Origin of the sequence: Streptomyces cinereoruber, from assembly GCF_009299385.1 — a bacterium.
In the GTDB taxonomy this organism is placed as follows: Bacteria; Actinomycetota; Actinomycetes; order Streptomycetales; family Streptomycetaceae; genus Streptomyces; species Streptomyces bikiniensis.
On sequence record NZ_CP023693.1, the window covers coordinates 3,282,733 to 3,307,298 of the forward strand.

26 protein-coding genes are annotated in these 24,566 nt (G+C 74.0%); 9 read left to right on the forward strand and 17 right to left on the reverse strand.

From position 1 onward, the window contains the following. Window positions 1-33 precede the first annotated feature (33 nt). The 17 genes from CP977_RS14535 to CP977_RS14610 form a co-directional block, all read right to left on the reverse strand. The gene (locus tag CP977_RS14535) at window positions 34-1,245 is read right to left on the reverse strand and encodes a helix-turn-helix domain-containing protein (protein ID WP_062754721.1); all 1,212 of its coding nucleotides are present in this window, start codon (window positions 1,243-1,245) and stop codon (window positions 34-36) included. A 176-nt stretch (window positions 1,246-1,421) separates the two neighbouring features. Next, window positions 1,422-1,565 carry a hypothetical protein gene (locus CP977_RS34065; protein WP_159057789.1) on the reverse strand — a complete coding sequence of 48 codons (144 nt, stop codon included), beginning with the start codon at window positions 1,563-1,565 and terminating at the stop codon, window positions 1,422-1,424. 167 nt (window positions 1,566-1,732) lie between these two features. Then, a complete protein-coding gene (locus CP977_RS14540; RefSeq protein ID WP_109187210.1) occupies window positions 1,733-2,530 on the reverse strand; it encodes an ABC transporter permease in 798 nt (265 codons plus the stop codon). 27 nt (window positions 2,531-2,557) lie between these two features. Then, a complete protein-coding gene (locus tag CP977_RS14545) occupies window positions 2,558-3,358 on the reverse strand; it encodes an ABC transporter permease (RefSeq protein ID WP_062754717.1) in 801 nt (266 codons plus the stop codon). Next, the gene (locus CP977_RS14550; RefSeq protein WP_062754715.1) at window positions 3,355-4,356 is read right to left on the reverse strand and encodes an ABC transporter ATP-binding protein; all 1,002 of its coding nucleotides are present in this window, start codon (window positions 4,354-4,356) and stop codon (window positions 3,355-3,357) included. Before CP977_RS14550 ends, CP977_RS14545 begins: the two co-directional genes overlap by 4 nt. A 13-nt stretch (window positions 4,357-4,369) precedes the next feature. Then, window positions 4,370-6,592: an asparagine synthase (glutamine-hydrolyzing) gene (gene asnB / locus CP977_RS14555; protein ID WP_062754713.1), complete on the reverse strand. Its 2,223-nt coding sequence runs from the start codon at window positions 6,590-6,592 to the stop codon at window positions 4,370-4,372. A gap of 363 nt (window positions 6,593-6,955) precedes the next feature. Further along, window positions 6,956-7,237, reverse strand: a complete 282-nt coding sequence (locus CP977_RS14560; protein ID WP_152370230.1) for a PqqD family protein — start codon at window positions 7,235-7,237, stop codon at window positions 6,956-6,958. Then, window positions 7,237-8,034, reverse strand: a complete 798-nt coding sequence (locus CP977_RS14565) for a hypothetical protein (protein ID WP_062754711.1) — start codon at window positions 8,032-8,034, stop codon at window positions 7,237-7,239. Before CP977_RS14565 ends, CP977_RS14560 begins: the two co-directional genes overlap by 1 nt. Before the next feature lie 23 nt (window positions 8,035-8,057). Then, window positions 8,058-9,134, reverse strand: a complete 1,077-nt coding sequence (locus tag CP977_RS14570; protein WP_152370231.1) for a diiron oxygenase — start codon at window positions 9,132-9,134, stop codon at window positions 8,058-8,060. Then, a complete protein-coding gene (locus CP977_RS14575; protein ID WP_062754707.1) occupies window positions 9,052-9,801 on the reverse strand; it encodes a pyridoxamine 5'-phosphate oxidase family protein in 750 nt (249 codons plus the stop codon). The genes CP977_RS14570 and CP977_RS14575 overlap by 83 nt, the downstream gene beginning before the upstream one ends. Continuing rightward, complete coding sequence (locus CP977_RS14580) at window positions 9,798-10,544, reverse strand: SDR family NAD(P)-dependent oxidoreductase (protein ID WP_062754705.1); 747 nt, start codon at window positions 10,542-10,544, stop codon at window positions 9,798-9,800. The genes CP977_RS14575 and CP977_RS14580 overlap by 4 nt, the downstream gene beginning before the upstream one ends. Continuing rightward, window positions 10,541-11,575: a Gfo/Idh/MocA family protein gene (locus CP977_RS14585; RefSeq protein ID WP_062754703.1), complete on the reverse strand. Its 1,035-nt coding sequence runs from the start codon at window positions 11,573-11,575 to the stop codon at window positions 10,541-10,543. The genes CP977_RS14580 and CP977_RS14585 overlap by 4 nt, the downstream gene beginning before the upstream one ends. After that, window positions 11,576-12,364: a hypothetical protein gene (locus CP977_RS14590; protein WP_062754701.1), complete on the reverse strand. Its 789-nt coding sequence runs from the start codon at window positions 12,362-12,364 to the stop codon at window positions 11,576-11,578. A gap of 63 nt (window positions 12,365-12,427) precedes the next feature. Further along, window positions 12,428-13,348, reverse strand: a complete 921-nt coding sequence (locus CP977_RS14595; RefSeq protein WP_199834596.1) for a hypothetical protein — start codon at window positions 13,346-13,348, stop codon at window positions 12,428-12,430. Further along, window positions 13,345-14,001, reverse strand: a complete 657-nt coding sequence (locus CP977_RS14600; protein ID WP_152370232.1) for a dTMP kinase — start codon at window positions 13,999-14,001, stop codon at window positions 13,345-13,347. Before CP977_RS14600 ends, CP977_RS14595 begins: the two co-directional genes overlap by 4 nt. Continuing rightward, window positions 13,995-14,900 (reverse strand): HAD hydrolase family protein, encoded by a 906-nt coding sequence (locus CP977_RS14605; RefSeq protein WP_159057788.1) that lies wholly within the window; start codon window positions 14,898-14,900, stop codon window positions 13,995-13,997. Before CP977_RS14605 ends, CP977_RS14600 begins: the two co-directional genes overlap by 7 nt. After that, on the reverse strand, window positions 14,897-15,577 hold the full coding sequence (locus CP977_RS14610) for an HAD family hydrolase (protein WP_062754695.1): 681 nt from the start codon (window positions 15,575-15,577) through the stop codon (window positions 14,897-14,899). Before CP977_RS14610 ends, CP977_RS14605 begins: the two co-directional genes overlap by 4 nt. 265 nt (window positions 15,578-15,842) lie before the next feature. Here CP977_RS14610 and CP977_RS14615 point away from each other — a divergent pair, with 265 nt between their 5' ends. The 9 genes from CP977_RS14615 to CP977_RS14655 all read left to right on the forward strand — a co-directional run bounded on the left by CP977_RS14615 (window position 15,843) and on the right by CP977_RS14655 (window position 24,542). Further along, window positions 15,843-17,024, forward strand: coding sequence for a hypothetical protein (locus CP977_RS14615; protein ID WP_183953332.1), 1,182 nt, complete (start codon window positions 15,843-15,845; stop codon window positions 17,022-17,024). Beyond that, window positions 17,021-17,974: a formyl transferase gene (locus CP977_RS14620; RefSeq protein WP_152370233.1), complete on the forward strand. Its 954-nt coding sequence runs from the start codon at window positions 17,021-17,023 to the stop codon at window positions 17,972-17,974. The genes CP977_RS14615 and CP977_RS14620 overlap by 4 nt, the downstream gene beginning before the upstream one ends. Before the next feature lie 4 nt (window positions 17,975-17,978). Further along, the gene (locus CP977_RS14625; RefSeq protein WP_152370234.1) at window positions 17,979-19,004 is read left to right on the forward strand and encodes a nucleoside-diphosphate kinase; all 1,026 of its coding nucleotides are present in this window, start codon (window positions 17,979-17,981) and stop codon (window positions 19,002-19,004) included. Continuing rightward, the gene (locus CP977_RS14630) at window positions 19,001-20,332 is read left to right on the forward strand and encodes an aminotransferase class III-fold pyridoxal phosphate-dependent enzyme (protein ID WP_062754691.1); all 1,332 of its coding nucleotides are present in this window, start codon (window positions 19,001-19,003) and stop codon (window positions 20,330-20,332) included. Before CP977_RS14625 ends, CP977_RS14630 begins: the two co-directional genes overlap by 4 nt. Continuing rightward, complete coding sequence (locus CP977_RS14635) at window positions 20,329-20,508, forward strand: (2Fe-2S)-binding protein (protein WP_109187218.1); 180 nt, start codon at window positions 20,329-20,331, stop codon at window positions 20,506-20,508. Before CP977_RS14630 ends, CP977_RS14635 begins: the two co-directional genes overlap by 4 nt. Before the next feature lie 182 nt (window positions 20,509-20,690). Next, window positions 20,691-21,956: an FAD-dependent oxidoreductase gene (locus CP977_RS14640; protein WP_062754687.1), complete on the forward strand. Its 1,266-nt coding sequence runs from the start codon at window positions 20,691-20,693 to the stop codon at window positions 21,954-21,956. Continuing rightward, entirely contained in the window at window positions 21,953-22,444 is a 492-nt protein-coding gene (locus tag CP977_RS14645) for a nucleotide triphosphate diphosphatase NUDT15 (RefSeq protein ID WP_167308925.1), read from the forward strand. Before CP977_RS14640 ends, CP977_RS14645 begins: the two co-directional genes overlap by 4 nt. Then, window positions 22,441-23,154 carry an HAD family hydrolase gene (locus tag CP977_RS14650; protein ID WP_063915173.1) on the forward strand — a complete coding sequence of 238 codons (714 nt, stop codon included), beginning with the start codon at window positions 22,441-22,443 and terminating at the stop codon, window positions 23,152-23,154. Before CP977_RS14645 ends, CP977_RS14650 begins: the two co-directional genes overlap by 4 nt. Further along, window positions 23,151-24,542: an MFS transporter gene (locus CP977_RS14655; protein WP_152370236.1), complete on the forward strand. Its 1,392-nt coding sequence runs from the start codon at window positions 23,151-23,153 to the stop codon at window positions 24,540-24,542. Before CP977_RS14650 ends, CP977_RS14655 begins: the two co-directional genes overlap by 4 nt. Window positions 24,543-24,566 lie beyond the last annotated feature (24 nt).

The window sequence follows — 24,566 nt, forward strand, 5'->3', positions numbered from 1 at the left end:
GTCAACCGGGGGCGGGCGCCTCCCCCGGGGTGCTCAGATCGTGTTCTGGGCGACCGTGCGCCAGACCTCGGCCGCCAGGTCCGGCATGTTGGCCGTCTGGACCTGTGCGGCGATCTCCCGGAGGCGGTCGAGGACGCCCCGGTCGCCCGAGCGGAGCGCGACGAGGCTGCGCAGCACGTCGAACCGGACCTGGTCGCGGTAGGACAGCAGGTGCTTGCCGTCCTCTCCGGAGGCGAGGAGTTCCTCCGTGCGCTCCGGCCGGCCCTGGTGGAAGGCCAGCTTCGCCTGGAGGAAGCACATCTCCTGCTGGTGCCGGGGGCTCCCGATGAGCCGCAGCGCGGGCTCGGCGGCCTCCAGGAACTCTTCGGCCTCGGCCGTGCGGGGCGGGTCGGCCGCCAGGGAGAGGGACGCGCCCGCCAGCCGCAGCCGCAGCCAGAGCGTGAGGTCGTCGCGGCTGTCGACGACCTCCATGGCCCGGGTCAGGCACTCCGCGGCGCGGGCGTCGTTGCCCTGCCGGGCGGCCACCGTGGCGGCGCTCCAGTACGCCTGGGCCGCCAGCGCGCCGCCGGCCCCCTCCAGCGAGCCGCACACCTCGTCCACCAGGCGCGCGGCCTCCGCGAGGTCGCCGAGCTCGGCCTGGCAGGACGCCAGCAGGAGCCGGGCGCGTACGGAGTCGGCGGCGGAGATGCGCATCCGGCGTTCGTCGCCGAGGACCTCGACCACCGCGTCCCTGGCGGACTTCACGTCGCCGAGGTCGCGGTCGCAGTGCGCGAGCCTGAGCCGGGCGCGGCCCTGCAGGGCGGCGCGGCCGAGCCTCCTGCCGAGTTCGTCGAGGCCGGCGAGGGCCTCGCGCTCCCGGCGGAAGTCGCCCAGCACCTCGTGCACCCGGGCGAGTTGGGCGAGGGCGTGCCAGCGGGTCAGGTCGTCCGCCTCGCCGGCCGCCTCCAGGGCCTCGGTGAGGAGGGTTCCGGTCCCGGCGTCGAGATCGCGTTCCGGCATGGCGGCGACGACCGCGACGACCTCGGTGAGGCTGTCCTCGGGCCGGTCGTCCTCGAACATGTCGACGGAGATGCCGAGTCGTTCCGCCAGGTAGCCGACGGCGTGTTCGGTGGGGCGGCGGCTGCCGGATTCGAGCCTCGACAGATATGCGGCCGACATTCCCGTTCCGGCGAGGGTGACCTGGGAAATGCCGCGCTGCTGTCTCAGCTGACGCAGCCGCTTGCCGAATCCGGGCTGCTCAAGCACTGTGCACCTCTGTCGGGAAGCTGTTCTCCGCCTTTCCGGGATTCGGGGGGATCCGAAAAGGGGGCGGGTCGCCAATGACCCACCCCCTCATGTTTCCACACCGGGTCATCGACTGGCAAATATTGCCCATCGGGGCAATTAAGCCAACCCTTTGCTCACCCGGCGCATTCCGGCCGTCACGGCCAGTCGATCACGATCACCCCCGCTGCGGCCTGCGGCGCCGATGCGGCGGAATCCCCCGGGAAAGCGGATCCGCCGGCGATCGCCGCGGCGGCCAGCAGTACGACAACACCGCCGGTCAGTCGCCGAACAATCCTCATCTTTCATTCCCCCCTGCCAGTGGCGCACTTCCGGCCAGGCCGGTGTGCGCCGAATGGAACGCCGCGCAGGTGAAGTCCCGGTCGGCGCGTTCGAGAGGAGATTAGATCAGGCCGATGATCTTTGGCAATACTTGTCAAAGTTTGTCAGATCGGGTGACCGGATCGGGTCACATCACGTCCAGCGCGGCGTTCGCGCGGCTGCGCCACTCGAAAAAGCGGAGCAGGCCGTAGGCCAGTACCGCGTACCCCAGCGCGACCGCCGCCTCCAGCCCCAGGCTTGTCCAGATCTCGGCGGTCGACGCGCCGTCGAACAGGGCCCGCAGCGCGGTGATGGCGTGGGAGAGCGGCAGGACCGATCCCACCGCGCTCATCCAGCCCGGCATCGCCTCCGCCGGCAGGTTCGCGCCGCTGAAGAGGAGCAGCAGGGTGAAGGCGGCGTTCGAGATGACGAAGACGTCCCGGATGCGGACCGCCAGCGCGCCGAGCGCGAGCCCGAAGAGCGCGCACGAGGCCGCGGCCACCACGAAGACCTGTGCGAGGCCCAGCAGCACCGAGGCCGGCAGCGAGAGACCGAGGAGCAGGGAGCCGACGCCCATCATGAAGACCATGACGACGAAGCCGTTGAGCACGTACGGCAGGACCCGGCCGCCCCAGATCAGCCCCCGGGACCGCGGGCTGAGCAGCACCGCCCCCAGCGTGCCGTACCGGCGCTCGTTGGCGACGGCCATGATCCCGCCGTACACGCAGGGCACGCTGGTCGCGAGCACCGCGTTCCCCAGCAGGTAGAAGCGGTCGTCCGCCACGCCCAGGTTCCGTCCGACGTGGACGAAGAAGAAGATCTGGAACAGCGGGCTCACCAGCAGGGTGCCGATGAACATGGGCGGGGTGGTCCAGTTGAACAGGGCCCGGTAGGACAGGCCCCCACCGTGGAAGGTCAGGCGCAAGGCGCGCGTCAGTGCAGTCATCACCGTGTCTCCGCTGTGTTCCGGCGCTCAGGTCAGTGCGAGGGTGCCCGCGCCGCGGGCGCGGCGCTCCACCCAGACGAGGGCGATCAGGGCGAACGCCACGTAGCAGGCGCCCAGGCCCAGGGCCGCCAGCGACGGCACCAGGACCTCTCCGCCGTTGGTGGCCGCCTGCATCGCCCGGGCGGCCCAGCTCGTCGGCAGCGCCCAGGTCACCGGGCGCGTCCACTCCGGCAGGGTCGCCGTGGAGACGAGCACCCCGGAGAACATCCACACCGGGTAGTCCAGGGCGTTGGCCAGGGCGTTGGCGTTGCGCAGCAGCACGAAGGTGGCCGCCATGAGGATGCCCATCATGCCCAGGGCCACGACGCACACCAGCATCGCCGGGACGAACAGTCCGGGGGACGCCGGGGCGAAGGGGATGTCGAAGAGCAGGACGCCCCACGCCACGGTGGCCACGAGCGAGTAGAGGCCCACGAACGCGGTGGCGAAGGTGATCGGCAGCAGGACGAGGGAGAACCGGGTCGGCGCCGACACCAGGGTTTCGAGCGTGCCCATCCAGCGCTGTTCCTGGATCGCGCCGCCGGCCCCGAAGAGGACGGCGGACCAGACGCCCATCAGGCCCGCGCCGACCGCCGCCTGGAGCAGCCGGTCGGGGTGGTCGCCGGCCTTGAACAGGTAGACCGCGAGCGTCGCGTAGACGAGCGGCGAGAAGACGGCCATCACCAGCTCGACGCCGGAGCGGGAGAGGTGGAGGACGTGGGTGCGCAGACCCACCGCCATGAGCCGCCAGAAGCGGTACGGGCCGCGGGAGGTGCCGTATGCGGTCATGCCTCGCTCCCCGTGGCCGCGGTGTCGTCGATGATCGAGAGGTAGGCGTCCTCGAGCGTGGGCTCGCGCGTCGTCACCTTGCCGGTGCGCAGGTCGGCGAGGGCGGCCAGCACGGACGCGTGGCTGCCGTGGGACGGCAGGGCGTGCACGGTCACGACGTCGACCGTGCCGTCGGTCTCGGCGGTGGCCCGCTCGATGCCCTCGATCTCCCGCAGCCGCCGCAGGTGCTCCTCGCCGACCGCGTCGTGGACCTGGATCTCCAGGACGTCGAGCTTGCGCACCCGGTCCTTGAGCTCGTTGGGCGTGCCCTCGGCCCGGACCGTGCCGGAGGCGATGACCGCGATGCGGTCGCACAGCTCGTCGGCCTCGGCCATGTAGTGGGTGGTCAGCAGGACGGTGGTGCCGCCCCGGACCAGGTCGGCGACCGTCCGGCGCAGTTCGCGGGCGGCGGCCGGGTCGACGCCGATCGACGGCTCGTCCAGGAAGAGGACGTCGGGGCGGTGGAGCAGGCCGCGCGCGATGTGGAGCTTCTGCCGCATGCCGCGCGAGTAGCCCTCGACGCGCTCCTTCTCCCGGCCCTTCAGACCGACGGTCTCCAGGAGTTCGTGGATGCGGGGCAGCTGCTCGCGGGGCTCGACGCCGTACAGCTCGGCGAAGTACCGCAGGTTGTCGAGGGCGGACAGCCGCTCGTAGAGGCCCCGGTCGCCGCCGAAGACGTAGCCGATGCGCCGGCGCACCTCCAGGGGCTGCCGGGCGACGTCGTACCCGAGGATGCGGGCGCTGCCGGAGGTGGGCAGGAGCAGCGTGTTGAGCATCTTGATCGTGGTGGTCTTGCCCGCGCCGTTCGGGCCGAGCAGGCCGAAGAGTTCGCCCCGGCCCACCTCCAGGGAGACGCCCCTGACGGCGTCGATCGTCTTGCGCTGGGGTTTGAGCCACCCGGTCCGCGTCCGGTAGGAGCGGGCCAGGTCCACGGCCTCGATCGCCAGGTCGGTGGTCATCGGTGTTCCCGTCTCAGTCGTGGGGGGTGGTGGCCGGCGCGGGCGCGGCGGTCGGGCGCAGCAGGCCGAGGTCGAGGGAGTCGTCCAGCAGGTTCCGGAACGCCTCGGGGCGGGTGTCGAGGGCCGCGCAGGCCTCCGCGAGGGTGCGCGTGCCGTCGAGGGAGCGCAGCAGGGCCGTCCACGGGTCGTCGGGCCCGAGCACGTACTCCAGGGAGCCGTCCACGGCGAGGTACGCGGTGCCGGCGTCGTCCCGGAGCAGTTCGACGTGGTCGGCGAGGGCCAGGACGCTGTCCGGCGTCCAGCGCGGCGCCGCGAACACCAGCTCCTCGACGCGCGGCGCCTCGGTGTCCCAGTCGGTGATCCGGTGGGCGGGGCGCACGGCGGGCAGCAGTACGGCGGTCTCGACGAGCGGCGGGGGGAGTTCGGCGACCATCGTGTCGAGCAGGCACAGGTTGAGCAGCGGCAGGAGCCGCTCCACGTGGGCGGAGAGCGGCGCGTCGGCCAGGCGGCGGAGCAGGGCCCGGACCCGGTCCGCGTCGAGCAGTTCCCGGCCGCGCGGGGTGGCGAGGGCCTCCTCGACGAGCGCGCCGCCGTCGCGGGTGAGCATCCCGATGAAGGGGCGGTGGGTGTGCTGCATGCCCTCGCCGTAGAAGAAGGGCACCTTGGGGCGGTGGACCACCTCGGGCGGGAGCAGGTCGGCGACCGCCTCGCGGACGATGGCCTTGTCCCACAGCAGGCGCTCGCGCCGGGCCGCGGGGATGGACGCGACGAGTTCGACGAGGCGGCGGTCGAGGAAGGGGACGCGGGCCTCGGTGCCGCTGCCGGCCGCGGTGCGGTCCTCGTGCCAGCAGTTGAACTGCTCGACGTCGCGCATCTTCGCCGCCACGAAGGCGCCGTAGGGGTCGCGGCCCAACAGGTCGCGGGCGGGGCCGAGGGCCGCGTCGGTGAGCAGGCCGCCCTCGGCCCCCTCCCACCACGCCGCGAGCCGGGGGCGGCCGTCCTCCAGCCTGCCGCGGCGGGCCAGTCCGCCGAGGGCGCCCTCGAAGGCCCGCCAGCCGCCGTCGCCGACGCTGGTGGTCGAGTAGCCGCCGCAGAACTCGTCGGCGGCGGCGCCCAGGAGCATGCCCTTGATCTCGGGGTGCTCGGCGCGCACGTACCGGTGGAGTTCGTGCTTGTAGTACTGCTCCGGGCTGCACGTCGGCATCTCGGTGAGCCACAGCAGCCGCTTCCACTCCTCGGCCGTGGGCACGTGGGAGGCGTCGAACCGGACCTGGTGGTTGGCGACGCCGAGCTTGTCGGCGACGAGGCGGGCGTGCCGGGCGTCGCCGTTGACCACGGTCGAGCCGCTCAGCACGGAGAAGGTCTGCAGGTCCGTGGTGCCGGCGGCGAGGGCGGCGACCGCGGCCGAGTCGACGCCGCCGCTGAGGAAGAGGCCGATGGACACGTCCGCGGTGGCGCAGGCGCGCACCGAGTCGGCGAGCAGGTCGCGGAACTCCCCGACGATCTCCGCGTCGGTGCGGGTGGAGTCGCCGTCGAAGTCGGGCAGGGACCAGTAGGTGTGGCGCCGGGTCGCGCCGTCGCGCAGGTCGATCTCCAGGACGGTGCCGGCCGGGACGGACTCGACGCCCTCGAAGTAGGTGGTGGGCGGGGCGAGGTCCAGCGAGGGGGCGGACGTCACGGTGGGGTTGACCAGCGCGGCGTCCCAGTCGACCCGGCGCGGGGTGGCGGGGTCGGCGAAGAGCGCCTTGATCTCGGAGGCGAAGGCGATCCGGTGCTCGTCGCGGGTGTAGAAGAGCGGCTTCACCCCGAAGTGGTCGCGGGCGAGGAGCAGGACGTCGCGGCGCCGGTCCCACAGCACGAGGCCGAACATGCCGCGCACGTCGTCGAGGAAGTCCAGGCCCTTCTGCTGGTAGAGGTGCACGAGGACCTCGCAGTCGGAGCCGGTCCGGAAGCGGGTCCCGGCCGGCAGCGTGGCGCTGAGCTCCTTGTGGTTGTAGACCTCGCCGTTGGCGATGAGGACGACCGAGCGGTCCTCGCTGTAGAGCGGCTGGCCGCCGTTCTCCGGGTCGACCAGGGAGAGCCGGGTGAAGGCCATGCCGACCCGTCCGCGGCGGAGCAGCTCCTCCTCGTCGGGTCCGCGGTGCGCCAGCGTGCGGGCCATGGTCGCCAGGATCGCGTCGGCTTCGACACCGAGGTCCTGCCCGTCGATACGGGCCAGACCGCCGAGTCCGCACATGCTCCCGTTCCTTTCTGGTGGGTGGAAAAGAGGAGGGGCGCCTCCGAAGGTGAAGAAGAGGCGCCCCGGTCCGCTACTGGATTCAGCGGTTGTTCATCATGACGCGGGAGAAGTCGATCTTCTGCACCTGCGGCTTGGTGTACTGCTGCATGAGAAAGCACCTCATCATTATCGGAATCCACCGCCCCGGCTGATCCGGTGCGGTGTTGACGAGATGATGCTAGGAGGAATTCCGGAAGCCCCGCAACCCCGATCCAGAATTTATTTTCCGGCCCCGAAAAAGGAAATGCCTCCAAGCCGTTCCCGAAATTCGAGAACGGCTTTTCCGACCCCGTGGGGGAAGGAATTCAGGAGGTTTTCCGGTCAGTCGCCGAGCCGGATCAGCTCCTCGTCGAGCAGCCAGGCGAGCATCTCCGCGGTGTCGGTCAGCGCCGTGCCGGCGTCGATGCCGTACCGCTCGGCGACCGCCCGGGCGATGTCCTCGACCCGGCCGGTGCCGTCGATCCGCCGCCAGATGAACGCCGCCACCTCGGGCAGCTCGTACGCCTGGTCGTAGCGGGCGAGCAGGATCGCGCCCTCCGAGGACCGGATGCGGACCTCCAGGCCGTGCCGGGGCACGGCGCGCCCGTGGACCTCCGCCGGCATCAGACCTCCACCTCCATCGAGACGCGCCGCACGCAGCCGATGACGTCCTCGATCCAGCGGCCCGGGTCGCCGGGGTCGTAGTCCCGCATGGTCTCGATCCGCCAGTACCGCTCGAAGGGCAGCACGGCCGGCGCCGCGGCCCGGTACTTCTTCGACCGCCACTTGGCCGTGGTGCCGTACTCCCCGTGGTGCGCGAGCAGGGCGTCCGCCGCGTACCCGAAGGCGAGCTTCGCGGTGAGCAGCGCGCTCTCCGCGTCCCCCGCGCCGAGCTGGCCGAGGGCGTCCTCGGCGAAGGTGTCCGCGAGGTCCAGGCTCCGGGCGGCGATCGTCCGGCCGAAGGCGGACTCCCGCAGCGTCCGCTGCCGCTCCGCCAGCCACGGCGCGCCGTCGAGGGCCACCGCGTGGCCGAGCTTGACCAGCGCGTCGCGCTCCACCTGGCTCACGGTGGCGCCGACGTCGCGCCCTTCGCGGTAGGCCTCCCAGGAGACCTTCGCGAGGAGCTGTCCGAGCTGGTCCGCGGACCAGTACTCGACGTCGCCGCGACGGTCCCCGAGGGTGGGGACGGCCACCGGCACGCGGTCCGGGGACAGCGCCACCGGGTGGAAGTCCTCCACGCCCTCCGGGCGGGCCGGCCCGTCGGTCACCACGTAGAGGTCGAGGTCGCTCGTGGCGTTGCCCCAGCCGCGCACCAGGGAGCCGGCCGCGTACACGCACAGGTGTCCGTCCGGCAGCAGCCCCCGCTCGCGCAGCAGTCCGAGGAGGCGGGGGCCGTCCTCGGCCGTGATCGTGTCTGTCATCAGCCTGTCCTTCCGTCCTTGCTTCACAGCAGTCCGTGCGCGGCGAATTCCGCGCGCACCTGCTCGTCGTCCAGTGCCCCGACCGAGGCGAAATGCCGGACCGTCTGCTGGGAGACGGTTTTCGCATAAGCCGTCACGGCCGCGTCCGGAAAGAGTTCGGTGACGATCCGCCGGGCGTCGTCGCGGGAGAATCCGTAACCGACGACCTCCCTCTCCACCGACGGCACGTCGGGGTCCGTGAATATCCGGATGAGGCGGGGCACCCGGAGGGCCGCGCGGCGCCGGGTGGCCGGTGTCAGCTGCCCCCACAGGTGGCGCAGGAAGACCGCGAAGTAGGCGTGGTGGCGGCCTTCGTCCAGGGCGTGGTCGCGGACGGCCTCGCGGACCGCCGGGACGATGCTCCGGTCGTTCCCCATCTCCGACAGCTGGGCCGTGATGAGGGTCTCCGAGACGATCACGAAGAGGATCTCGGTGAGGGCCGTCAGGTCGTCCGGGGTCTCCTCCAGGTACCGCTCCAGGCGGGTGACGAAGTACGGCACCTCGGGCAGCTCCGCGCGGACGTCGGTGGCCCGGCGCACCTGGGCGGCGAGGTCCGCGGAGGACAGCGCGTGGTACGCCTCGTCGCAGTAGATCTTGAACGCGTCCAGCCGCATGGCCTCGGGCAGCCGCACCCCGATCGTGCCGTGGGCGATGCCGAGCACGGTCCGGTTGACCACCAGGTGCTCCAGCTTGGCCGTGAAGTCCAGGTACCGGTAGAGGTGGCGGACGAGCACGTCGCGGTGGATGTCGGGCCGTTCGCCGCGCAGGTCCGCGATCAGCGGGTGGGAGGCGAGCGGCACCAGCTCGGGGGCGAAGAAGCCCTGGTCCGCGGCGGACGGGCCGAGTTCCCGGCGGTCCGCCGAGCGGACCGTGGCCCGCTCGTACCAGTTGCGGAACGGGCTCGCGTACGCGTCGGTTCCGTCCTCGCCGGCCTTGGCGTGGACCGCGGCCCCCGCCCCGTCCACGGCCCCGCCCGGGTCATCCCGCCGGGCGAACAGCGCCTGTTTCGGGCACAGGCTCACCGCCGCGCACCCCATGAACAGGCCGACCGTGCCGCACATGCTTCTCCCCTTCGATGACCGGGGCCGGCCGCTTGGGCAGCGGCGGATCCGTCTGGTTGCGGTTGATCCGGGCGGTGTCCCACAGCTCGGCGAACCGGGCGGCCCGCCCGCAGTGGTAGTAGGCCTCCTCGACGTGCACGAGCGAGCCCCAGAGCAGGCGCTCGCGCTCGGCCGCGTCGAGGGGCAGCGCGGCCCACCGCGGGTCGCCGCGGGTCAGCGGTTCGGCCCGCCCGTTGACCCGGGCGGTCTCGGGCATGCCGGGGAGGAGGAAGAGCAGCCCGACGCCGGGGCTCCGCTCCAGGTTCCCCAGGGTCTGCAGCAGGCGGTTGCCGGACTCCTCGGGGAGGAACAGCGTCCGCTCGTCCAGGACCCGGACGAAACCGGGGGCGCCGCCGCGGGGCGAGGCGACGCAGCGCCCGTCCCCGTCCGCGCTCGCCACCACGACGTACGGCGACAGTTCGACGAAGCGGCGCAGCCAGGGGTGCAGCACCGGCGAGAGCTTGGCCCGCACCCGGGGCAGCGGCTCGCCCCACCGCTCGACCAGCGCGGCGCGCACGGAGGCGGCGGGCGCGGGGTCGGTCGGCGCGGGACCGGCGGGCGCGGCCGGCGCGGAGTCGGTCGGCGCGGCGCGCACGGAACCGGTCGGTGCGGTCTCGTGCGGGTTCACGGCACCATCACCGTGCCGCCGTTGACGCCCAGCGTCTGCCCGGTGAGGTAGCCGGCCGCGTCGCCGACCAGGAAGGCGACCGTGTCCGCCACGTCCTGGGCCCGGGCCACCCGGCCCAGCGGGACCTTCCGGCCCTCGGCCAGGAACCCGTCCTCGTCCAGGCCCGGCTGGGCCGTCCGCGTCACCCCCGGCGCCACGGTGTTCACCGTGATGCCGTACCCGCCGAGCGCCCGCGCCAGCGACTTGCCGAGGCCCACGAGCCCGGCCTTGCTCGCCGCGTAGTGCGCGCCCTTCGGCGAACCGGTGAGGGCCGCGCTCGACGCCACGTTCACGATCCGTCCCGAGCGCTGCGGGACCATCATCGCCGCCGCCTCCTGGGAGCAGAAGAAGGCCCCCTTGAGGTTGGTGTCGAGCACGAGGTCCCACCCCGCCTCGTCGATGTCCAGGACCTGCGCGCGCGGGAAGACGCCCGCGTTGTTGACGAGGATGTCGAGCCGGTCGAAGCGCCGGCCGACCGTCTCGAACAGGGCGGACACCTGACGCCGGTCGCGGACGTCGGCCGGCACCGCGAAGCAGCCGTCGGGCAGCTCCTCGCCGTCCGGCGCAGGGGCCGCGCCGGGCGGGTGGTTGACCGCGACCCGGGCGCCGAGCGAGGCGAGGGTGACGACCACGGCCCGGCCGATGCCGCTGCCGCCGCCCGTGACGAGCGCGGTGCGTCCCGCCAGGGACGGGACGGCGGTCACGCGCGCGCCCCCGTCTGCCGGCGGACCTCGTCGAGGACCCGGTACACCTCCAGGCAGGACGAGAGCGGCGAGTCGCCGGGCCCGCCCCGTACGACGGCGCGGTGGAAGGCCTCCAGCTCGGTGGCGTAGCCGGTGCGGCCGTAACCGCCGCGCCGGGCGGGCCAGTCGTACCGGAGGGTCTCCTTGCCGTCCAGGGCGCCCGCGCCGGGGGAATCCGCCGGCCGGGCGACCGTCAGGGTGTTGAAGTCGTCCAGGAGGCCGACCACCCCCTCCTCGGTCACCAGCTCGCAGCGGTATTCGAGGCGGTTGGAGTAGTTGCCCACGAGGAGGGTGGCGAGCCGCCCGTCCGCGTACTCCAGGAAGACGCGGATCGCCGTCCGCCGCGCGTCGATGTCCGCGCGGCGGGCCGTGATCCGGTCGGGGACGCCCAGCTCGCGCAGCGCCAGGTCGACGGCGTGCGTGCCGAGGCCCTGGAGCAGGCTGTCCTCCACCGTGGCGCAGCCCCAGACCGGCGCGGTCGGCTTGGCCGAGACCAGCCGCACGTCCAGGGCGCGCAGCTCTCCGTGCGGGCGCAGGGTGTCGCGGAGCTTCCGGTAGGACTGGCCGTGGGGGAAGTTGAAGCCGACGAACGCCACCGTGCCGGGCGGCGCGGCCCGTTCGGCGGCGACCAGCTTCTCCAGCGTCGCGGTGTCGGGCGCCGGGGGCTTCTCGGCGAAGACGCTGACGCCCGCGGCGAGGGCCCGCTCCAGGACGTCGGCGTGCAGCTCCGGGGAGCCGGCCACGACCAGGGCGTCGACCACGGGCCCGGCCGGGCCGTCGAGCAGCTCCGTCCAGTCCTCGGTCCACAGTTCGGCGCCCCAGCGCCGGGCCGCCTCCTCGGCGGCCTCGGGCCGGCGGGCCGCCACGGCGGTGAGCCGGGCGCCGTCCAGTACCGCCAGGGCGGGCAGCAGGTTCTCCCGCGCGTGGCCGCCGGGGCCCACGACCCCGTAGCGCAGCGCTCCCCGCCCCGGGGTGAGCCGTCGGATGGGCATTCAGATGATCCCCAGCTCTTCCAGTCGGCGGCACCAGAAGTGGTACTTCTCCTTGGTCATCTGACGCTCGGCGCGGCGCTCGGCGGACTCGCGGTCCTCGCCGACCCGCCAGAACATGGTGCCGACCTCGGCCGTCTCCGGCTCGATCTCGGACAGCTCGCCGCGTCCGGTCGCCTCCTGGTCCTCCTGGTGGCGGCGCAGCGCCTCCTCGCGGCCGCGGGCCTCCTTGAACATGACGGGCGCCCGGTCCTTGACCGGGTTGCCGCGCAGCACCAGGGAGATGGTGCCCAGTTCGGTGAAGGGGGTGGAGTGCAGGGCGTTGTGGTGGATGGTGAAGCACTCGCCCGCGCGGTCCTCGTGCAGCATCAGCGGCTGGACGTCGTCCGGCAGGGTGTTCTCGTCGAAGCCGTTGCGGGCCACGTAGTTGCGGTGCAGGTAGGTGCCGCGCAGCACCAGGTTGGTGAAGGAGAAGCGGTGGTTGTGGGCGAGCTGCTGCTGGTGGTCGGTGGACATCCGGAGCCTGATGCGCAGGCCCTTCTCCACGTCGTCCCAGAGCACGATCTTGTCCTCGACCACGTCCTCCTCGCACTTGGCCCACAGGTACGGGTCGTGCTCGACGGCCAGGAGGAGCCGGCGGAAGAGGGCCTTGTCCGCGGCGAACTCGCGGATCAGCCGCTGGGTCAGCTCGGCGGCGGCGGGCAGGTCGTCCCAGTCGATGGGGCCGACGTTCTCGAAGAGCTCGACGACGGTGTTGTTGACGTGCACCCGGTCTGCCGTCTCGACGGTCATGGCGGTTCTCTCTCTGAGGGGCACCGGTCGTCCGGTGCGGAGGGGAAGGGGGCGGGCCGGGCGTCAGATGACGCCGAGCTTCTCCAGTCGCTCCCGGATCTCGCGGTACGCGTCGAGGCCCATGGCCTTCTGCCGGCGCCGCTCCTCGGGCTCGTCCTGGCGGCCGAAGCGCCACCAGAGGGTGCCCTCCGCCTTGTCCATGATCACGGAGCGGTCCTTCTCGACCGGTCCGCGCAGGAAGAGGGAGACGGTGTCGGGGGTGGTGAACGTGGTGTGGAGGGCGCTGTGGTGCAGCGTGTAGCAGCTGCCCGGCTCCTCGCGGCGGACGATGTGCGGCGTCAGCCGCTCCTGCACGCCCTCGGCGCGCGGGTCCGGGTTGTGCCGGCTGAGGTACCGCCGCGCCTCCGGGTCGGGTCCTTCGGCGTAGAGGTCGCCGTCGAAGTGGTACCAGGTGTGGGTGTAGCCGCCCGCCACGATGCGGCTGGAGAAGGAGAACCGGTGGTCGTGCGGGCGGTCGAAGTGGTCCTCGGTCGAGATGTGCAGGCGCAGCCGGACGCCGCGGTCGAGGGCGTCGTACAGGACGATGTAGTCGAGCAGCTGGTGCCGTTCGCACATGGCGAGCAGCTCCGGCTTGTTCTCCACGTCGTAGACCAGCTTGCGCAGGGACTCCTTGTCGTCCGCGAGGCGGTGCACGACGTCGCGGGTGATCTCGCCGGCCCTCTCGAAGTCGGACCAGTCGACGGTGAGCCGGTCGAGGTAGTCGATCACGGTTTCTCCTTGGTGCGGGAGGGGTTCGGGCTGCGGCCCGCCCCCGGCGGCGAGCGTCTCCCCGTAGGCCCGGCGGAGCCGCAGGGCGAGGGGGGAGTCGGCGGCGGGCAGCCGGTCGAGCTCGTCCGCCGGTCGCCGCCCGGCGGCGACGTCGGCGAGCGTGTCGGCGAAGATGTCGAGGTCGGAGGTGCCGACCAGGTCGCGGGTGGGGCTCATGGGGTTCTCCTCAGCGTGCGCACCGCGGCCACCACGGCCGCCGCGGTGTGCTCCGGTGGGTCGTCCGGGTGCGGGACGAGGACGAGCCAGTCGCGCTCCGCGGCCATGCGCAGCAGGGCGCGGCGGACGACCGACTGGTAGTCGCGGAAGGCCTCGTGCGGCGGGCCGGTGAAGCCGTCCCAGCGGCCGAGTTCGGTGTCCTTGAACGTGTCGCGGCGCGACCGGGCGACCTCCGGGTCGACGTCGAGGAGGACGGTCAGCGCGGGCTCCGGCACGGGCGCGAAGAGCGACTCGACCCAGTGGGGGTCGAGGGGCTCGCGGATCAGGGTCTTGGCGATGTTCCGGTAGTACCAGCCGTCCATCACGGTGACGGTGTCCGCGTCCGTCAGCTCGGGCCGGAGCCGGGCGAGTCCCGCGTACCAGGAGGCGATCAGCAGGATCCAGTGCGCGGCCCCGTAGGTGTCGCCGTGCGCCTCGGGGGAGGACCAGACGAGGTCGCGGAGGGCCGCGGCGCGGGCCGCGGTGGCCGGGTCGACGGCGCCGACCTCCTTCTTGCCGGCGGGGACGGCCCCGTCGGGGCCGAGCGCCTCCGCGACCAGCCGCGCCACGGTGGTCTTCCCGCTGCCGTCGATGCCTTCCAGGACGATCAGCACGACGGGGCTCCGTCCGGCAGGTGTGCGTCCAGGGTGTCCCCGTCCGGCAGGTGGCCGTCCAGCAGGTACCGGACGATGCCGTCCTCGTCGTTGGGGGCCGTGACGACGGACGCGCGGGCGAGGACGCGGGGGTGGGCGTTGGCGGGGGCGACGGCGCGGTCGGCCACGGCGAACATGGACAGGTCGTTGAGGTGGTCCCCGTAGACGGTCAGCCGGGCGCCGTCGAGTCCGGCCTCGCGGGCGAGCCGGCGCACCGCGAGGCCCTTCTCGGCCTCCGGGTGGGCGATCTGGATCTCGGTCCAGCCGGGTGCGTAGTGGTTGGCGGCGGCCGTGACCCCTGCGGTGTCACCGAGGGCGGTACGGAGCGCGTCGGCCGCGGCGTCGGCCCCGGCGTCCGGGACGAAGGCGACGAGCTGGGCGGTGCGCGCCCCGGCGACCGCCGCGTACGGGTCGGGGCAGCGGCGGAGCCGCGGGTCGCCGTACGCCCGCTTCTCCTCGATGTACCAGGCCGTCGCGGGGTCGTCGCAGGGGCCGTGCAGGACGTGGTCGGCGGTGCCGTCCCAGGTGGTGAGCACGGGTTCGGCGGCCAGCCGGGCGAGCGCGTCCAGCGCGGCGGCGGCGGTCTCCGGGCCGAGCGTGGCGTGCGCCAGGTGGCGTCCGGTCGCGAGGTCGGTGCGGAAGGCCCCGTTCAGTTCGACGACGGGCAGGGTCAGCCGGACCCCGGCGAGCAGCTCGCGGATGGCGACGGCGCTGCGGGCGCTGGCCACGGTCAGTGCCGTACCCGCGTCGAGCAGGGCGTTGAGTCCGTCGCGGGCGTAGTCGCCGAGGGTGGCGTCGGAGCGCAGCAGCGTGCCGTCGAGGTCGAGGACGTGCAGGCCGAGGAGACGGTCGTCGGTCACGGGCGGGCCTCCGGGGGCCTCGGGGCGGCGCACAGGGACGGGATCAGGGCGCGCAGTTCGGCGAGGGAGCCGAGGACGCGGTGGGCGTCGGCGAGCCGGGCGCGCGGGGTGAGGACGGCCAGGCCGAGGACGGTGGCGCCGGCCGCGCGGGCGGCGGCGACTCCGCGGGCGCTGTCCTCCACCACGAGGCACCGCTCGGGGGCCACGCCGTGGTGGGCGGCGGCGCGGAGGAAGAGGTCGGGGGCGGGTTTGGGGCGGGCCACCTGGTCCGCGCCGATGACCCGGTCGGCCAGCCGGGGGGCGAGGCCGGTGAGTCCGAGGGTGACGCGGATGCGGTCGGTCGTGTCGTTGGAGGCGACGCAGTAGGGCACGCCCCGGGCGTCGAGCTCGTCCAGGACGTCGTGGACGCCGGGCATCGGTGCCAGTTCCCGCTCGAAAGCGGCGAAGAGCCGGGCGTGGAAACGGGCGCCGAAGTCGTCCGGGAGGGGCGTGCCGGTGCGCCGGCGGACCGTGTCGAGCACGTCGGCGAAGGACTTGCCCAGGTAGTGCTCGACGGCGTCGGCGAAGGGCGTCGGCACGCCCTCGGCGGTCAGCGCCTCGGCGAGGACGCGGTTGCCGAGCGTCTCGCTGTCCACCAGGACACCGCTGTTGTCGAACACCACGAGCTGGTGCGACACGGTCCCTCCTTCGACTTCCTTGACAGGCTTTGCCAGTCATTGCCAAGTCAACGTAGGCAACTCTGACAAGCCAGTCAAGGCCTACACCTCCCCTTTCAGCAGGCTTTTCCCGGTACATGGGCCCGTCGGCGGTCCGCTTCCATGTCACGCACAGATGCCCCTTGCCCTGGAACGGCACGGTGGTATGGTCAAGCCTCCCGCCCAGTCAGGCAACATTTGTCAAAGGCTTCTTGACAGAAACCGGCAACACGAAGAGGGATGATCGATGGCGAACCCGTCCGGCCCGGCCGAGCAGTCCCACGCGACGCTGCTTCCGGTGGAGGTCCACTGCCACGGCTTTGCCGGCGTGGACTTCTCCGAGTTCTCCCGGCTCGACCTCGAACTCCTGGAGGAGATCTGCGCCCGGGAGGGGGTGCTCAGCATCCCGACGCTGTACCTGCACCACCACCGGCTGGGCGAGTTCGAGAGGTTCATGCGCCGCTACGACGCGATGCGGCGCGCCGGACGGATCCCGCACGTCGTCGGCGTCGCCCTGGAGGGTCCGCTGCTCTCCAGCCACGGCGGCACCCCGGCCGACACCGTCTGGGCGCCGACCCGCTCGGAGTGGGAGCGGCTGGCCCGCCTCGGCGAGTACGGCCTGTGCTACATGGTCCTCTCGCCGGACGCCTTCTCGCCGGCCTCGGACTTCCACGGCCAGACCTCCGCGCGCCACCCCGGGTTCGACTGGGTCGTCCCCATGCTGCTGGGCAACGGGGTCCGGCCCGCGCTCGGCCACTTCACCCGGACCGACCCGCTCCTGAGCGCCCGGCTGGTCAAGGACATCGTCGACATCGCCTGGGCCTCCGAGTGGAACGGCACCGGCGCGCGGGTCGTGACCGACCACCTCTTCAACGACATGCCGCTGAACATCCGGCACGCCTTCCGCACCACCCGGGCCCGCGCGGCGCGCGAGGCGACCCTCGCCTCCTACGACCTGCCGGGCTGGACCCTGGACGCGATGGACGAGATCGCCGGGCCGGTGCCCGCGGCCATCATGCGGGAGGCCGCCGCCGGCCGCATCGCCGCCTGCATCAACTTCGACGGCGAACACGTCGACCTGGCCATCGCGAGCCGCGCGGTCACCCTGATGGGCCTGGAGAACTCCATGATGATGACCGACCGCTGCGACTCCGCGCGGCTCGGCGGCCAGGACCTCACCCAGGGCGAGGAGAACGGCCTGTGGTACCAGTCCGGCGGCATCGTCGCGGCCGGATCCCAGCCGCTGGCCCAGCAGATACGCAACGCCATGGGCCGGGACCTCAAGGGCGACGGGCTGTGGGACCTCGCCGCCGGCACCGCCCACCGCGCCTTCGGACTCGCCCCGCTGGAGGCCGGCCAGCTCCCGGACGGCATGCTCGCGGCCACCCGGGCGCAGTGGGCCGCCCTCGACGTCGCGGACGCGGCGTGACGCGGACCGCCGCCTCCGCTTCCCCGGCCGCCTCGGCCCTCCCGGACGCCGCCGTGTCCCCGGACGCCTCCACCTCTCCGTACGGCTCCGTGGACGCCCCCGGTCCGATGCCGCTGCGGCGGGTCGGTGGGAGCGGGCCGCTGCGGATCGGGGTGCTCGTCTCGGCCACCGGCGCCAACCTGCGCACCCTGCTCGACCTCCAGGACGCGGAGCCCGACCAGTACCGGGTGGCCCTCGTCGCCTCGCACGGCACCCGGTCCCCGGCCCTCGCCGTCGCCCGCGAGCGCGGCGTCGAGGCCTGGACCGGCGACTTCGACGCGTACTGCGGCACGGCCTCCCGGGCCGTCACCCCCGAGGCCCGCGCCGCCTACCGGCGCCGGGCCCGGCAGTGGCACGACGGGCTCGACGCCCGCATGGCCGCCTGGGAGGAGGAGAACGGCCCCCTCGACCTCGTCGTCCTCGCCTACCACCGCTGGATCGAGGGCGACCTGCTCACCCGCTACCAGGGGCGGATGATCAACCAGCACCCCGGCGACCTCACCGTGCTCGACGCGCGGCACCGCCGGGTGCTGATCGGCAACGACCCGGTGGCCGAGGCCATGCGGCTCGGCCACCCCACCACCCGTACCTCCTGCTTCCTCGTCGACGGCAGCCACGACGGCGGGGCCGTCCTGTGCCAGGGGCCGCCCGTCCCCGTCCGGCCCGACGGGGACGCCCCGGCCCAGGAACGGGACCAGAAGCTGCTCAGCGACCGGCCCTGCCTGGAGTGGACCGTCCGCGCCTTCGCCGCCGGCTCCCTCGCCCTGGCCCCCGGGACGCACCCCGACGGAAGCCGCGTCGTCCTCCTCGACGGCGCCCCGCTGCCCCTGGGCGGCAGACGCCTGACCGCGCCGGCCGCACCCGCACCCGCACCCGCACCCGCACCCGCACCCGCACCCGCAGGGAGATGAGACCGTGTCGCACTCCGCCGTCGACGCCCGCGCCCTGGACTCCCTGACGCGGGACCCCCGCAAGGCCGAGGCCTACCGCCACGACCCGTACATGCGCGAGGCGCTCGCCTCGCTCGCCCCCGCCCTCGGGACCGACGCGCTGCACCGGCACACCTTCGTCGTCCTGAAGCCCGACGCCGTGGCCGGACGCCGCTGCGCACCGGTCCTCGGCATCCTGCGGGACCTCGGCTGGCACCCGGTCGCGGCCACCACCGTGCGCTTCGACCCGCTCCTGGTACGGGAGTTGTGGCGGTACCAGTTCAACGCGGCCTCCGCCCAGCGGATCGCGCTGGTGGACCCGCTGCTGTCCTCGGGCCCCTCCCTGCTCGTCCTCCTGGAGGACCGCGGGACGGACCGGGAGCTGCCGGCCAGCGTGCGCCTCACCGCCGCCAAGGGCTCCGCCGAGCCCTCCGCCGCGCGCAGCGGCGACCTGCGGACCCGCGTCGGCCGGGTCAACGGGCTGCTGAACTTCATGCACACCGCCGACGAACCCGCCGACGTGGCACGGGAGTTGCAGCTCTTCTCGTACCAGACCGGCTGGGCCTGGTGCGCCGGGCCGCTCCTCGGCACCGCGCCCGCCGACCCGGCCGCCGCCGAGGAGACCCTGCGCACGCTGCTGCGCGCCGCCGAGGCCGAGACCCCCGCCCACGACCTGCGGCTCGACGCGAGCCTCGACCGGCTGGCCGCGCTGGACGGGCCGTGGGGCGCGCGGGCCCGCGAGGCGGCGGACCCGGCGCGGATCGAGGAGTGGCTCCGCCTGCTCCGCCGGGCCCCGCTCCCGGACGGCGACGCCCGCTGGGACGTGCTCACCGTGCTGACCGGCTGGATCCACTGCAACGAGGAGGGCGTCGCGCCGCTCATCGCCACCACGCCCGCCGGGGCCTGGCGCACCACCGCCTCCCGTCGCACGGAAGAAACCGACGGCCGCACCGAAGAGACCGACAGCCGCTCCACCCCCCACCCCGCGCCGAAGGAGGCGACAGCCGCATGACCGTCACCGTCCCGCCGTACGCCGGCGCCGGCAACCTCATCTACCGGGCCGATCACGTGCCGCGCTTCGTCCGCGCCGAGGGCGGCTACCTGCACGCCGCCGACGGGCGCCCGTACCTCGACGCCGAGGCCGCCAACGGCACCGTCGCCTGGGGCTACGACAAGCGGATCCTGCGCGACGCGCTCGCGTACTGCGAGGACATGCCCGCGCTCCCGTCGTTCTGCGAGTCCGACCTCCGGCTCGACGTGCTCCAGCGCCTCGAACGGCTCTTCGGCGAGGCCGTCGGCGCGCCCGGCCGGGTCGAACTGGACCTGGGCGGCGCCCAGGGCATGGAGACCGCCCTGCGCATCGCGTTCAGCGCCGTCGGACCCGGCACCGTCGTCGTCTTCGAAGGCGCCTTCCACGGCCGCTCCGGCGTCACCAGCATGCTCAGCTCCAGCCCCCGCTACCGCGAACTCCTCGCGGCCTGGGGCCTGGAGGTGGTGCGCCTGCCCAGCCCCGACTGCGGGCGCTGCCCCCACGCCGCCGCGTCCCCCACCGCCGGCTGCGGCGCGGGATGCGTCGCGGCGGCCAGCCGGTGGGGCTCCGAACTCTCCGGCGTCGGCGGCAGGGGCTTCGCCCGCAAGGTGAGCGCCTTCGTCTTCGAGTCCGTCCAGAACGTCGGCGGCATGGCCGAGCCCGACCCCGCGCTGCTGCGCGCCGCCGTCGCCCACGCCCGGGACAACGGCGCCGTCGTGATCGCCGACGAGATCTTCACCGGCATGCACCGCACCGGCCCGCGCTGGGGCTTCCAGCGCGCCGGCGTCACCCCGGACGTGGTCGTCGCCAGCAAGGCCCTGACCAACGGGGCCGCCGCGCTCAGCGCCGTCTGGGCCCGCGAACCGCTCGCCGACCCCGCCACCTACCGGCCGGGCAGCCACTCCTCCACGTACATCGGCATCCCGCACGCCCTGGGCGTCGTCCGCGCCGTCCTGGACCGCTGGGACGGCTGGGCGGACCCGGCCGGGGACATGGACCGGCTCGCCGACCGGATGACGATCCGGCTGGAGAAGCTCCGGGCTGCCCACCCCGACCTGGTGAGCGGCTGCCGGGCCTTCGGCGGTGCGGCCCGCCTGGTGCTGACCGGCGACCACGCGCCCGCGCTGCGGCGCCTGTGCCTGACGGCCGACCCGGACACCGGGCTCGTCGTCGCCTCGACGGGGATGGCCCCGGACGTCATCAACATCCATCCACCGCTCGTCGTCGACGACCGCGACCTGGACGTCATGACGGACGTCCTCGACCGGGCGCTCGGCCTGCTGCGCGAGACCCTGGAGGCCCGCCCGTGACGATCTGCCCGCCGGCGGAGGACCCACTGGTCTGCCTCTGCGCCCGCGTCCCGGAGAGCGCGATCCTGGCGGCGAAGTGCTCGGGCGCCCGCGACGTCCCGGCCCTGCGCCTCGCCACCGGCGCCAACACCGGCTGCGGCGACTGCCTCCCCGACCTCGAAGAACTCCTCGCATAACCGCGGGCGCACCCGGCCCTCGCGCCACCCGTCCATCCGCGGACCACCCGAAGAACTCCTCGACCAACCGCGGGCGCACCCGGCCCTCGCGCCGCCCACCCGTCCGCGGACCATCCGACACCGCCGCGCCGCGCACGCCCGCCGCTGCCCGGGCGCGGTCGGTCCTGCCCGTTTGGAGCATCGTGAACACCTTCGACCTCGTCATCGTCGGCGCCGGCCCGGCCGGTCTCGCCGCGGCCCACCGCCTCGCCGGATCGCCGTACCGCGTCGCGCTCGTCGACGGCGGCAAGCCCGTCACCGCCCGCGACCGCTACGCGGCGGAGGACCTGACCCGCGGCCACGGCGGCGCCGGCCTGTTCTCCGACGGCAAGTTCTCCTTCTTCCCGTCCGCCAGCGAGCTGTGGACGCTGCCGCGCGCCGAGGACCTGCGCGCCGCCTACGACTGGACCTGCGAACTCCTCGGCTCCTACGGCCTCGACACCCCGCCGTACCCGTCCGACCCGACCGCGTACACGGTCGGCTCCGGCGAGTGGGTGCTCAAGGAGTACCCCTCCGACTACCTGTCGCTGGAGGCCCGGCTGCGGCTCACGGAGGACATGGTCGCCGCGACCGACGCCACGGTCCTGACCGGGTCCGAGGTCGTGAAGACCGCCTACGACCCGGTGGCCGACGCGTTCCGGCTGGTGCTGCGCGGCGCCGACGGGCAGGAGTCCGAGCTGGTCGCCCGCCGGCTCCTGCTGGCGAGCGGCCGGTTCGGGCCGCTCGGCCTCGACACGCTGACCTCGGAGCACTCGTTCCGGCGCCTGGAGGTGGGCTTCCGCATCCAGCAGCCCGCCGACCGCGCGTTCTTCCGGGACATGAAGCAGCTCGACCCCAAGCTGCGCTTCCGCGAGGAGGACGGCGGGGTCGAGTGGCGCACCTTCTGCGCCTGCCGCGACGGCGAGGCCGCGCTCACCGAGACCCAGGGCCTGTGGACGGTGTCCGGCCGCTCCGACTGCCCGCCCACCGGCCGGTCCAACGTCGGCTTCAACACCCGGATCATGGACGAGGAGGTGGCCCGCCGGGCCATGGCCCCCGCCCTCGCCGCGATGGCCGACGAGGCGTCCCACTTCACCGTCCCCATGACGGCGCTCGTGGACGGCGAGCCGGAGGCCGTCGCCACCTTCGACCGGGTCTACGGTCCGGAGCTGCGCGAGATCATGGTGCGCGGCCTGTCCCGCCTCGCCGACGCCTTCCCCGTCATCCGGGACGAGGAGACGCAGCTGATCGGCCCCACCCTGGAGGGCGTGGGCTGGTACCCGCGGGTCGACGGCGACCTGCGCCTCGCGGACGCCCCCGCGTGGGTCGCCGGCGACGCGTGCGGCCTGTTCCGCGGCATCGTCGCGGCCATGATCAGCGGCCACTACGCGGCCGACTCCGCCCTGCGCGACCTGGCGGGCGCCCGGTGACCGACGGACCCGACCCGCGCCCCCGGCCCGTCGTCGGGGTCGGTACGCTGCTGCTGCGGGCCGACGGGGCCGTACTGATCGGCCACCGGATCAAGCGGGGCGAGGCGCCGTCCTGGTGTCTGCCCGGCGGTTCGGTGGAGGCGGGCGAGACCTTCGAGGAGGCCGCGCTGCGCGAGACGGCGGAGGAGTGCGGCATCGACGGGGCGACGGACGCGCGCGTCTTCACCGTCGCGCTGCACACCGGCGCCGGCCGGACCCACGTCACCGCGGGCGTGGTGGCCCGTGCGATCGCGCCCGAGCCCGTGCCCGCCACCCCGGAGCCCGAGGTCTTCGACCGCTGGGTGTGGGCCTCCCCCGAGGAGCTGCCCGCTCCGCTCTTCCCCGCGAGCGCGGCCCTGCTCGCGGCCTGGCGCGGCGAGCAGGGACCGCCCGGCTGGACGTACTACCCGGCGGACGGCGCCTCCGCCGGGACCGGTGCCGTCCGGTGAGCCGGCTGCACGTCTTCGACCTGGACGGCACGCTGCTGCGCGGCACCACCGCGAGCCTGGAGATCGCCCGCCGGCTCGACCGGCTTCCCGAACTGCTGCTCCTGGAAGGCGAGTTCGCGGCCGGCACGCTCGACACGCGCGGCTTCGCCGCGGCGGTGTGCCGGCTGTGGGCGGAGCTGACGCCCGAGGTCGTGGCGGACGCGTTCGACGCGGCCCCGTGGATCGGCGGGCTGCCGGAGGTCCTGGCGGACATCCGGCGGCGCGGCGAGCACGCGGTCGTCGTGACCATGTCCCCGGACTTCTTCGCCGGGCGGCTGACGGCGCTCGGCGTCGACGAGGTGGTCGCCTCCGTCTTCCCGCCGCTGCCGCTGCGGGGCGCACCCGACCCGGCCGGCATCCTGACCCCCGCCGACAAGGTCCCGGCCGTCGAGCGGATCCGCGCGCGGCTCGGTCTGGGCCGCGAGGCCTGCGCCGCGTACGGGGACTCGGTGTCGGACGTGCCGCTGTTCCGCGTACTGGAGCACACCGTGGCCGTGAACGCGGACGCCACCCTGCGCGGGCTCGCCCGCCACCGGTACGACGGGGACGACCTCGGGGCGGCCTACCGCCTCGCCCGGTCCTCCCTGGCCGGCGGGGCTCCCCCCGGCGCCGAGCCGTCCCCTCCCGCCGCGCGGGGAACCCGTACGCCCGTCCGCGAGGAATCCGCATGACCACGACGTCCCCGCAGGCCGATGCCGCCTTCCGGTTCGACCGGCGGGCCTGGACGACCCTGCTCGTGCTGTGCACGGCCGTGCTCTTCGAGGGCATGAGCCTGTCCGCGATCAACGTCCAACTGGCCGACATCCGGGCCGATCTGACGCCGAGCCCGGACCAGCTGCAACTGGTCGCGAGCGCGTTCCTCGTGGCGTACGCGGGTCTGCTCCTGGCCGGCGGCGGCTGCGCCGACCGGTGGGGCGGACGGCGGGTGTTCCTCGCCGGGGTGGCGGTCTTCGGCCTGGGGTCGCTGGGCGCGGCCCTGGCCCATGACGCGCTCCTCCTGGTCCTCGCCCGGGCCGTCCAGGGCGCGGGCGCCGCGATCACCGCGCCGGCCGCGGTGTCCCTGATCGTCGCGAGCTTCCCGGAGGGCTCCCCGCGCAACCGCGCGCTCGGCGTCTTCAGCGCGATGGGGGCGGTGGGCTTCTCGCTCGGCGTCGTCAGCGGCGGGCTGCTCACGGAACTGTTCGGCTGGCGGAGCGGTTTCGTCCTGTACGTGCCGCTGACCGTCCTGGTCCTGGCCCTCGGCAGCCGTCTCCCCGACCCCCCGGAGGCCACGGGCGCGGTCCGGCGCCCCCTGCCCTACGGCTCCGCGCTGCTGGTCACCGGCGGCCTGGCGGCCCTCGTCCACGGGGTGGGGCGGGTCGGCGCGGCGCCCGTCGCCGGGGTCGCCGCGGTCGCGGGCGCGGGCCTGCTCGCCCTCCTGGTGTTCCTCGCCGTGCAGCGGCGGGCCGCCGCCCCGCTGCTGCCGCTCGGTCTGGTGGCCGACCGGCGCATGGCGGCGGCCTGCGTCGCGCTCGGCGGCGCGTTCGCGGGCGTCACCGGCGCCATGTTCCTCGTGGCGACCGATCTCCAGGACCGGCAGGGCTGGTCGGCGCTCGCCGCCGGTCTCGCCTTCCTGCCGCAGGGCGTCGCCGTGGGCGTGCTGTCCACGCCCGCCGCCCGGCTGGCCGACCGCAGGCCGCCGGCGCTGCTGCTGCTCCTCGGGCTCGGCGTGATCGCCGCGGGTCAACTGCTGTACACGACGGTGCCGTCCGGCTCCTACGCCACCCATCTGCTGCCCGCCGCGCTCCTCGTGGGCGCGGGCATCGCCGTGGCCTACCCGGCGGCGGTCATGCTGGCCAGCGCCGCCGCGGGGCCGGCGGACCAGGGCACCGCTTCGGGGGCCCTGGTCACCTGCCAGCAGGCCGGCGGGGCGCTCGGCGTCGCGGTGGCGGCGGGTCTCCAGAGCGCCGCCCCCGGCGCCTTCGGGGTGGGTGCGCCGGGGCTGTGGGCGTGCTTCGGCTGCGCCGCGCTCGCGCTGCTCGGCTGCGCGGTGCTCGTACCGCCGCGCCGGGCGCGCTGACCGGTACGCGCCGCGCCGCCGTTC

Coding starts and splice junctions, on each gene's coding strand:
- CP977_RS14615 (WP_183953332.1), top strand. CDS start 15,843: ATGGCGAACCCGTCCGGCCCGGCCGAGCAGTCCCACGCGACGCTGCTT.
- CP977_RS34065 (WP_159057789.1), bottom strand. CDS start 1,565: ATGAGGATTGTTCGGCGACTGACCGGCGGTGTTGTCGTACTGCTGGCC.
- CP977_RS14565 (WP_062754711.1), bottom strand. CDS start 8,034: ATGACAGACACGATCACGGCCGAGGACGGCCCCCGCCTCCTCGGACTG.
- CP977_RS14630 (WP_062754691.1), top strand. CDS start 19,001: ATGACCGTCACCGTCCCGCCGTACGCCGGCGCCGGCAACCTCATCTAC.
- CP977_RS14655 (WP_152370236.1), top strand. CDS start 23,151: ATGACCACGACGTCCCCGCAGGCCGATGCCGCCTTCCGGTTCGACCGG.
- CP977_RS14560 (WP_152370230.1), bottom strand. CDS start 7,237: ATGCCGGCGGAGGTCCACGGGCGCGCCGTGCCCCGGCACGGCCTGGAG.
- asnB (WP_062754713.1), bottom strand. CDS start 6,592: ATGTGCGGACTCGGCGGTCTGGCCCGTATCGACGGGCAGGACCTCGGT.
- CP977_RS14570 (WP_152370231.1), bottom strand. CDS start 9,134: ATGTGCGGCACGGTCGGCCTGTTCATGGGGTGCGCGGCGGTGAGCCTG.
- CP977_RS14585 (WP_062754703.1), bottom strand. CDS start 11,575: ATGCCCATCCGACGGCTCACCCCGGGGCGGGGAGCGCTGCGCTACGGG.
- CP977_RS14545 (WP_062754717.1), bottom strand. CDS start 3,358: ATGACCGCATACGGCACCTCCCGCGGCCCGTACCGCTTCTGGCGGCTC.
- CP977_RS14595 (WP_199834596.1), bottom strand. CDS start 13,348: ATGAGCCCCACCCGCGACCTGGTCGGCACCTCCGACCTCGACATCTTC.
- CP977_RS14550 (WP_062754715.1), bottom strand. CDS start 4,356: ATGACCACCGACCTGGCGATCGAGGCCGTGGACCTGGCCCGCTCCTAC.
- CP977_RS14540 (WP_109187210.1), bottom strand. CDS start 2,530: ATGACTGCACTGACGCGCGCCTTGCGCCTGACCTTCCACGGTGGGGGC.
- CP977_RS14590 (WP_062754701.1), bottom strand. CDS start 12,364: ATGACCGTCGAGACGGCAGACCGGGTGCACGTCAACAACACCGTCGTC.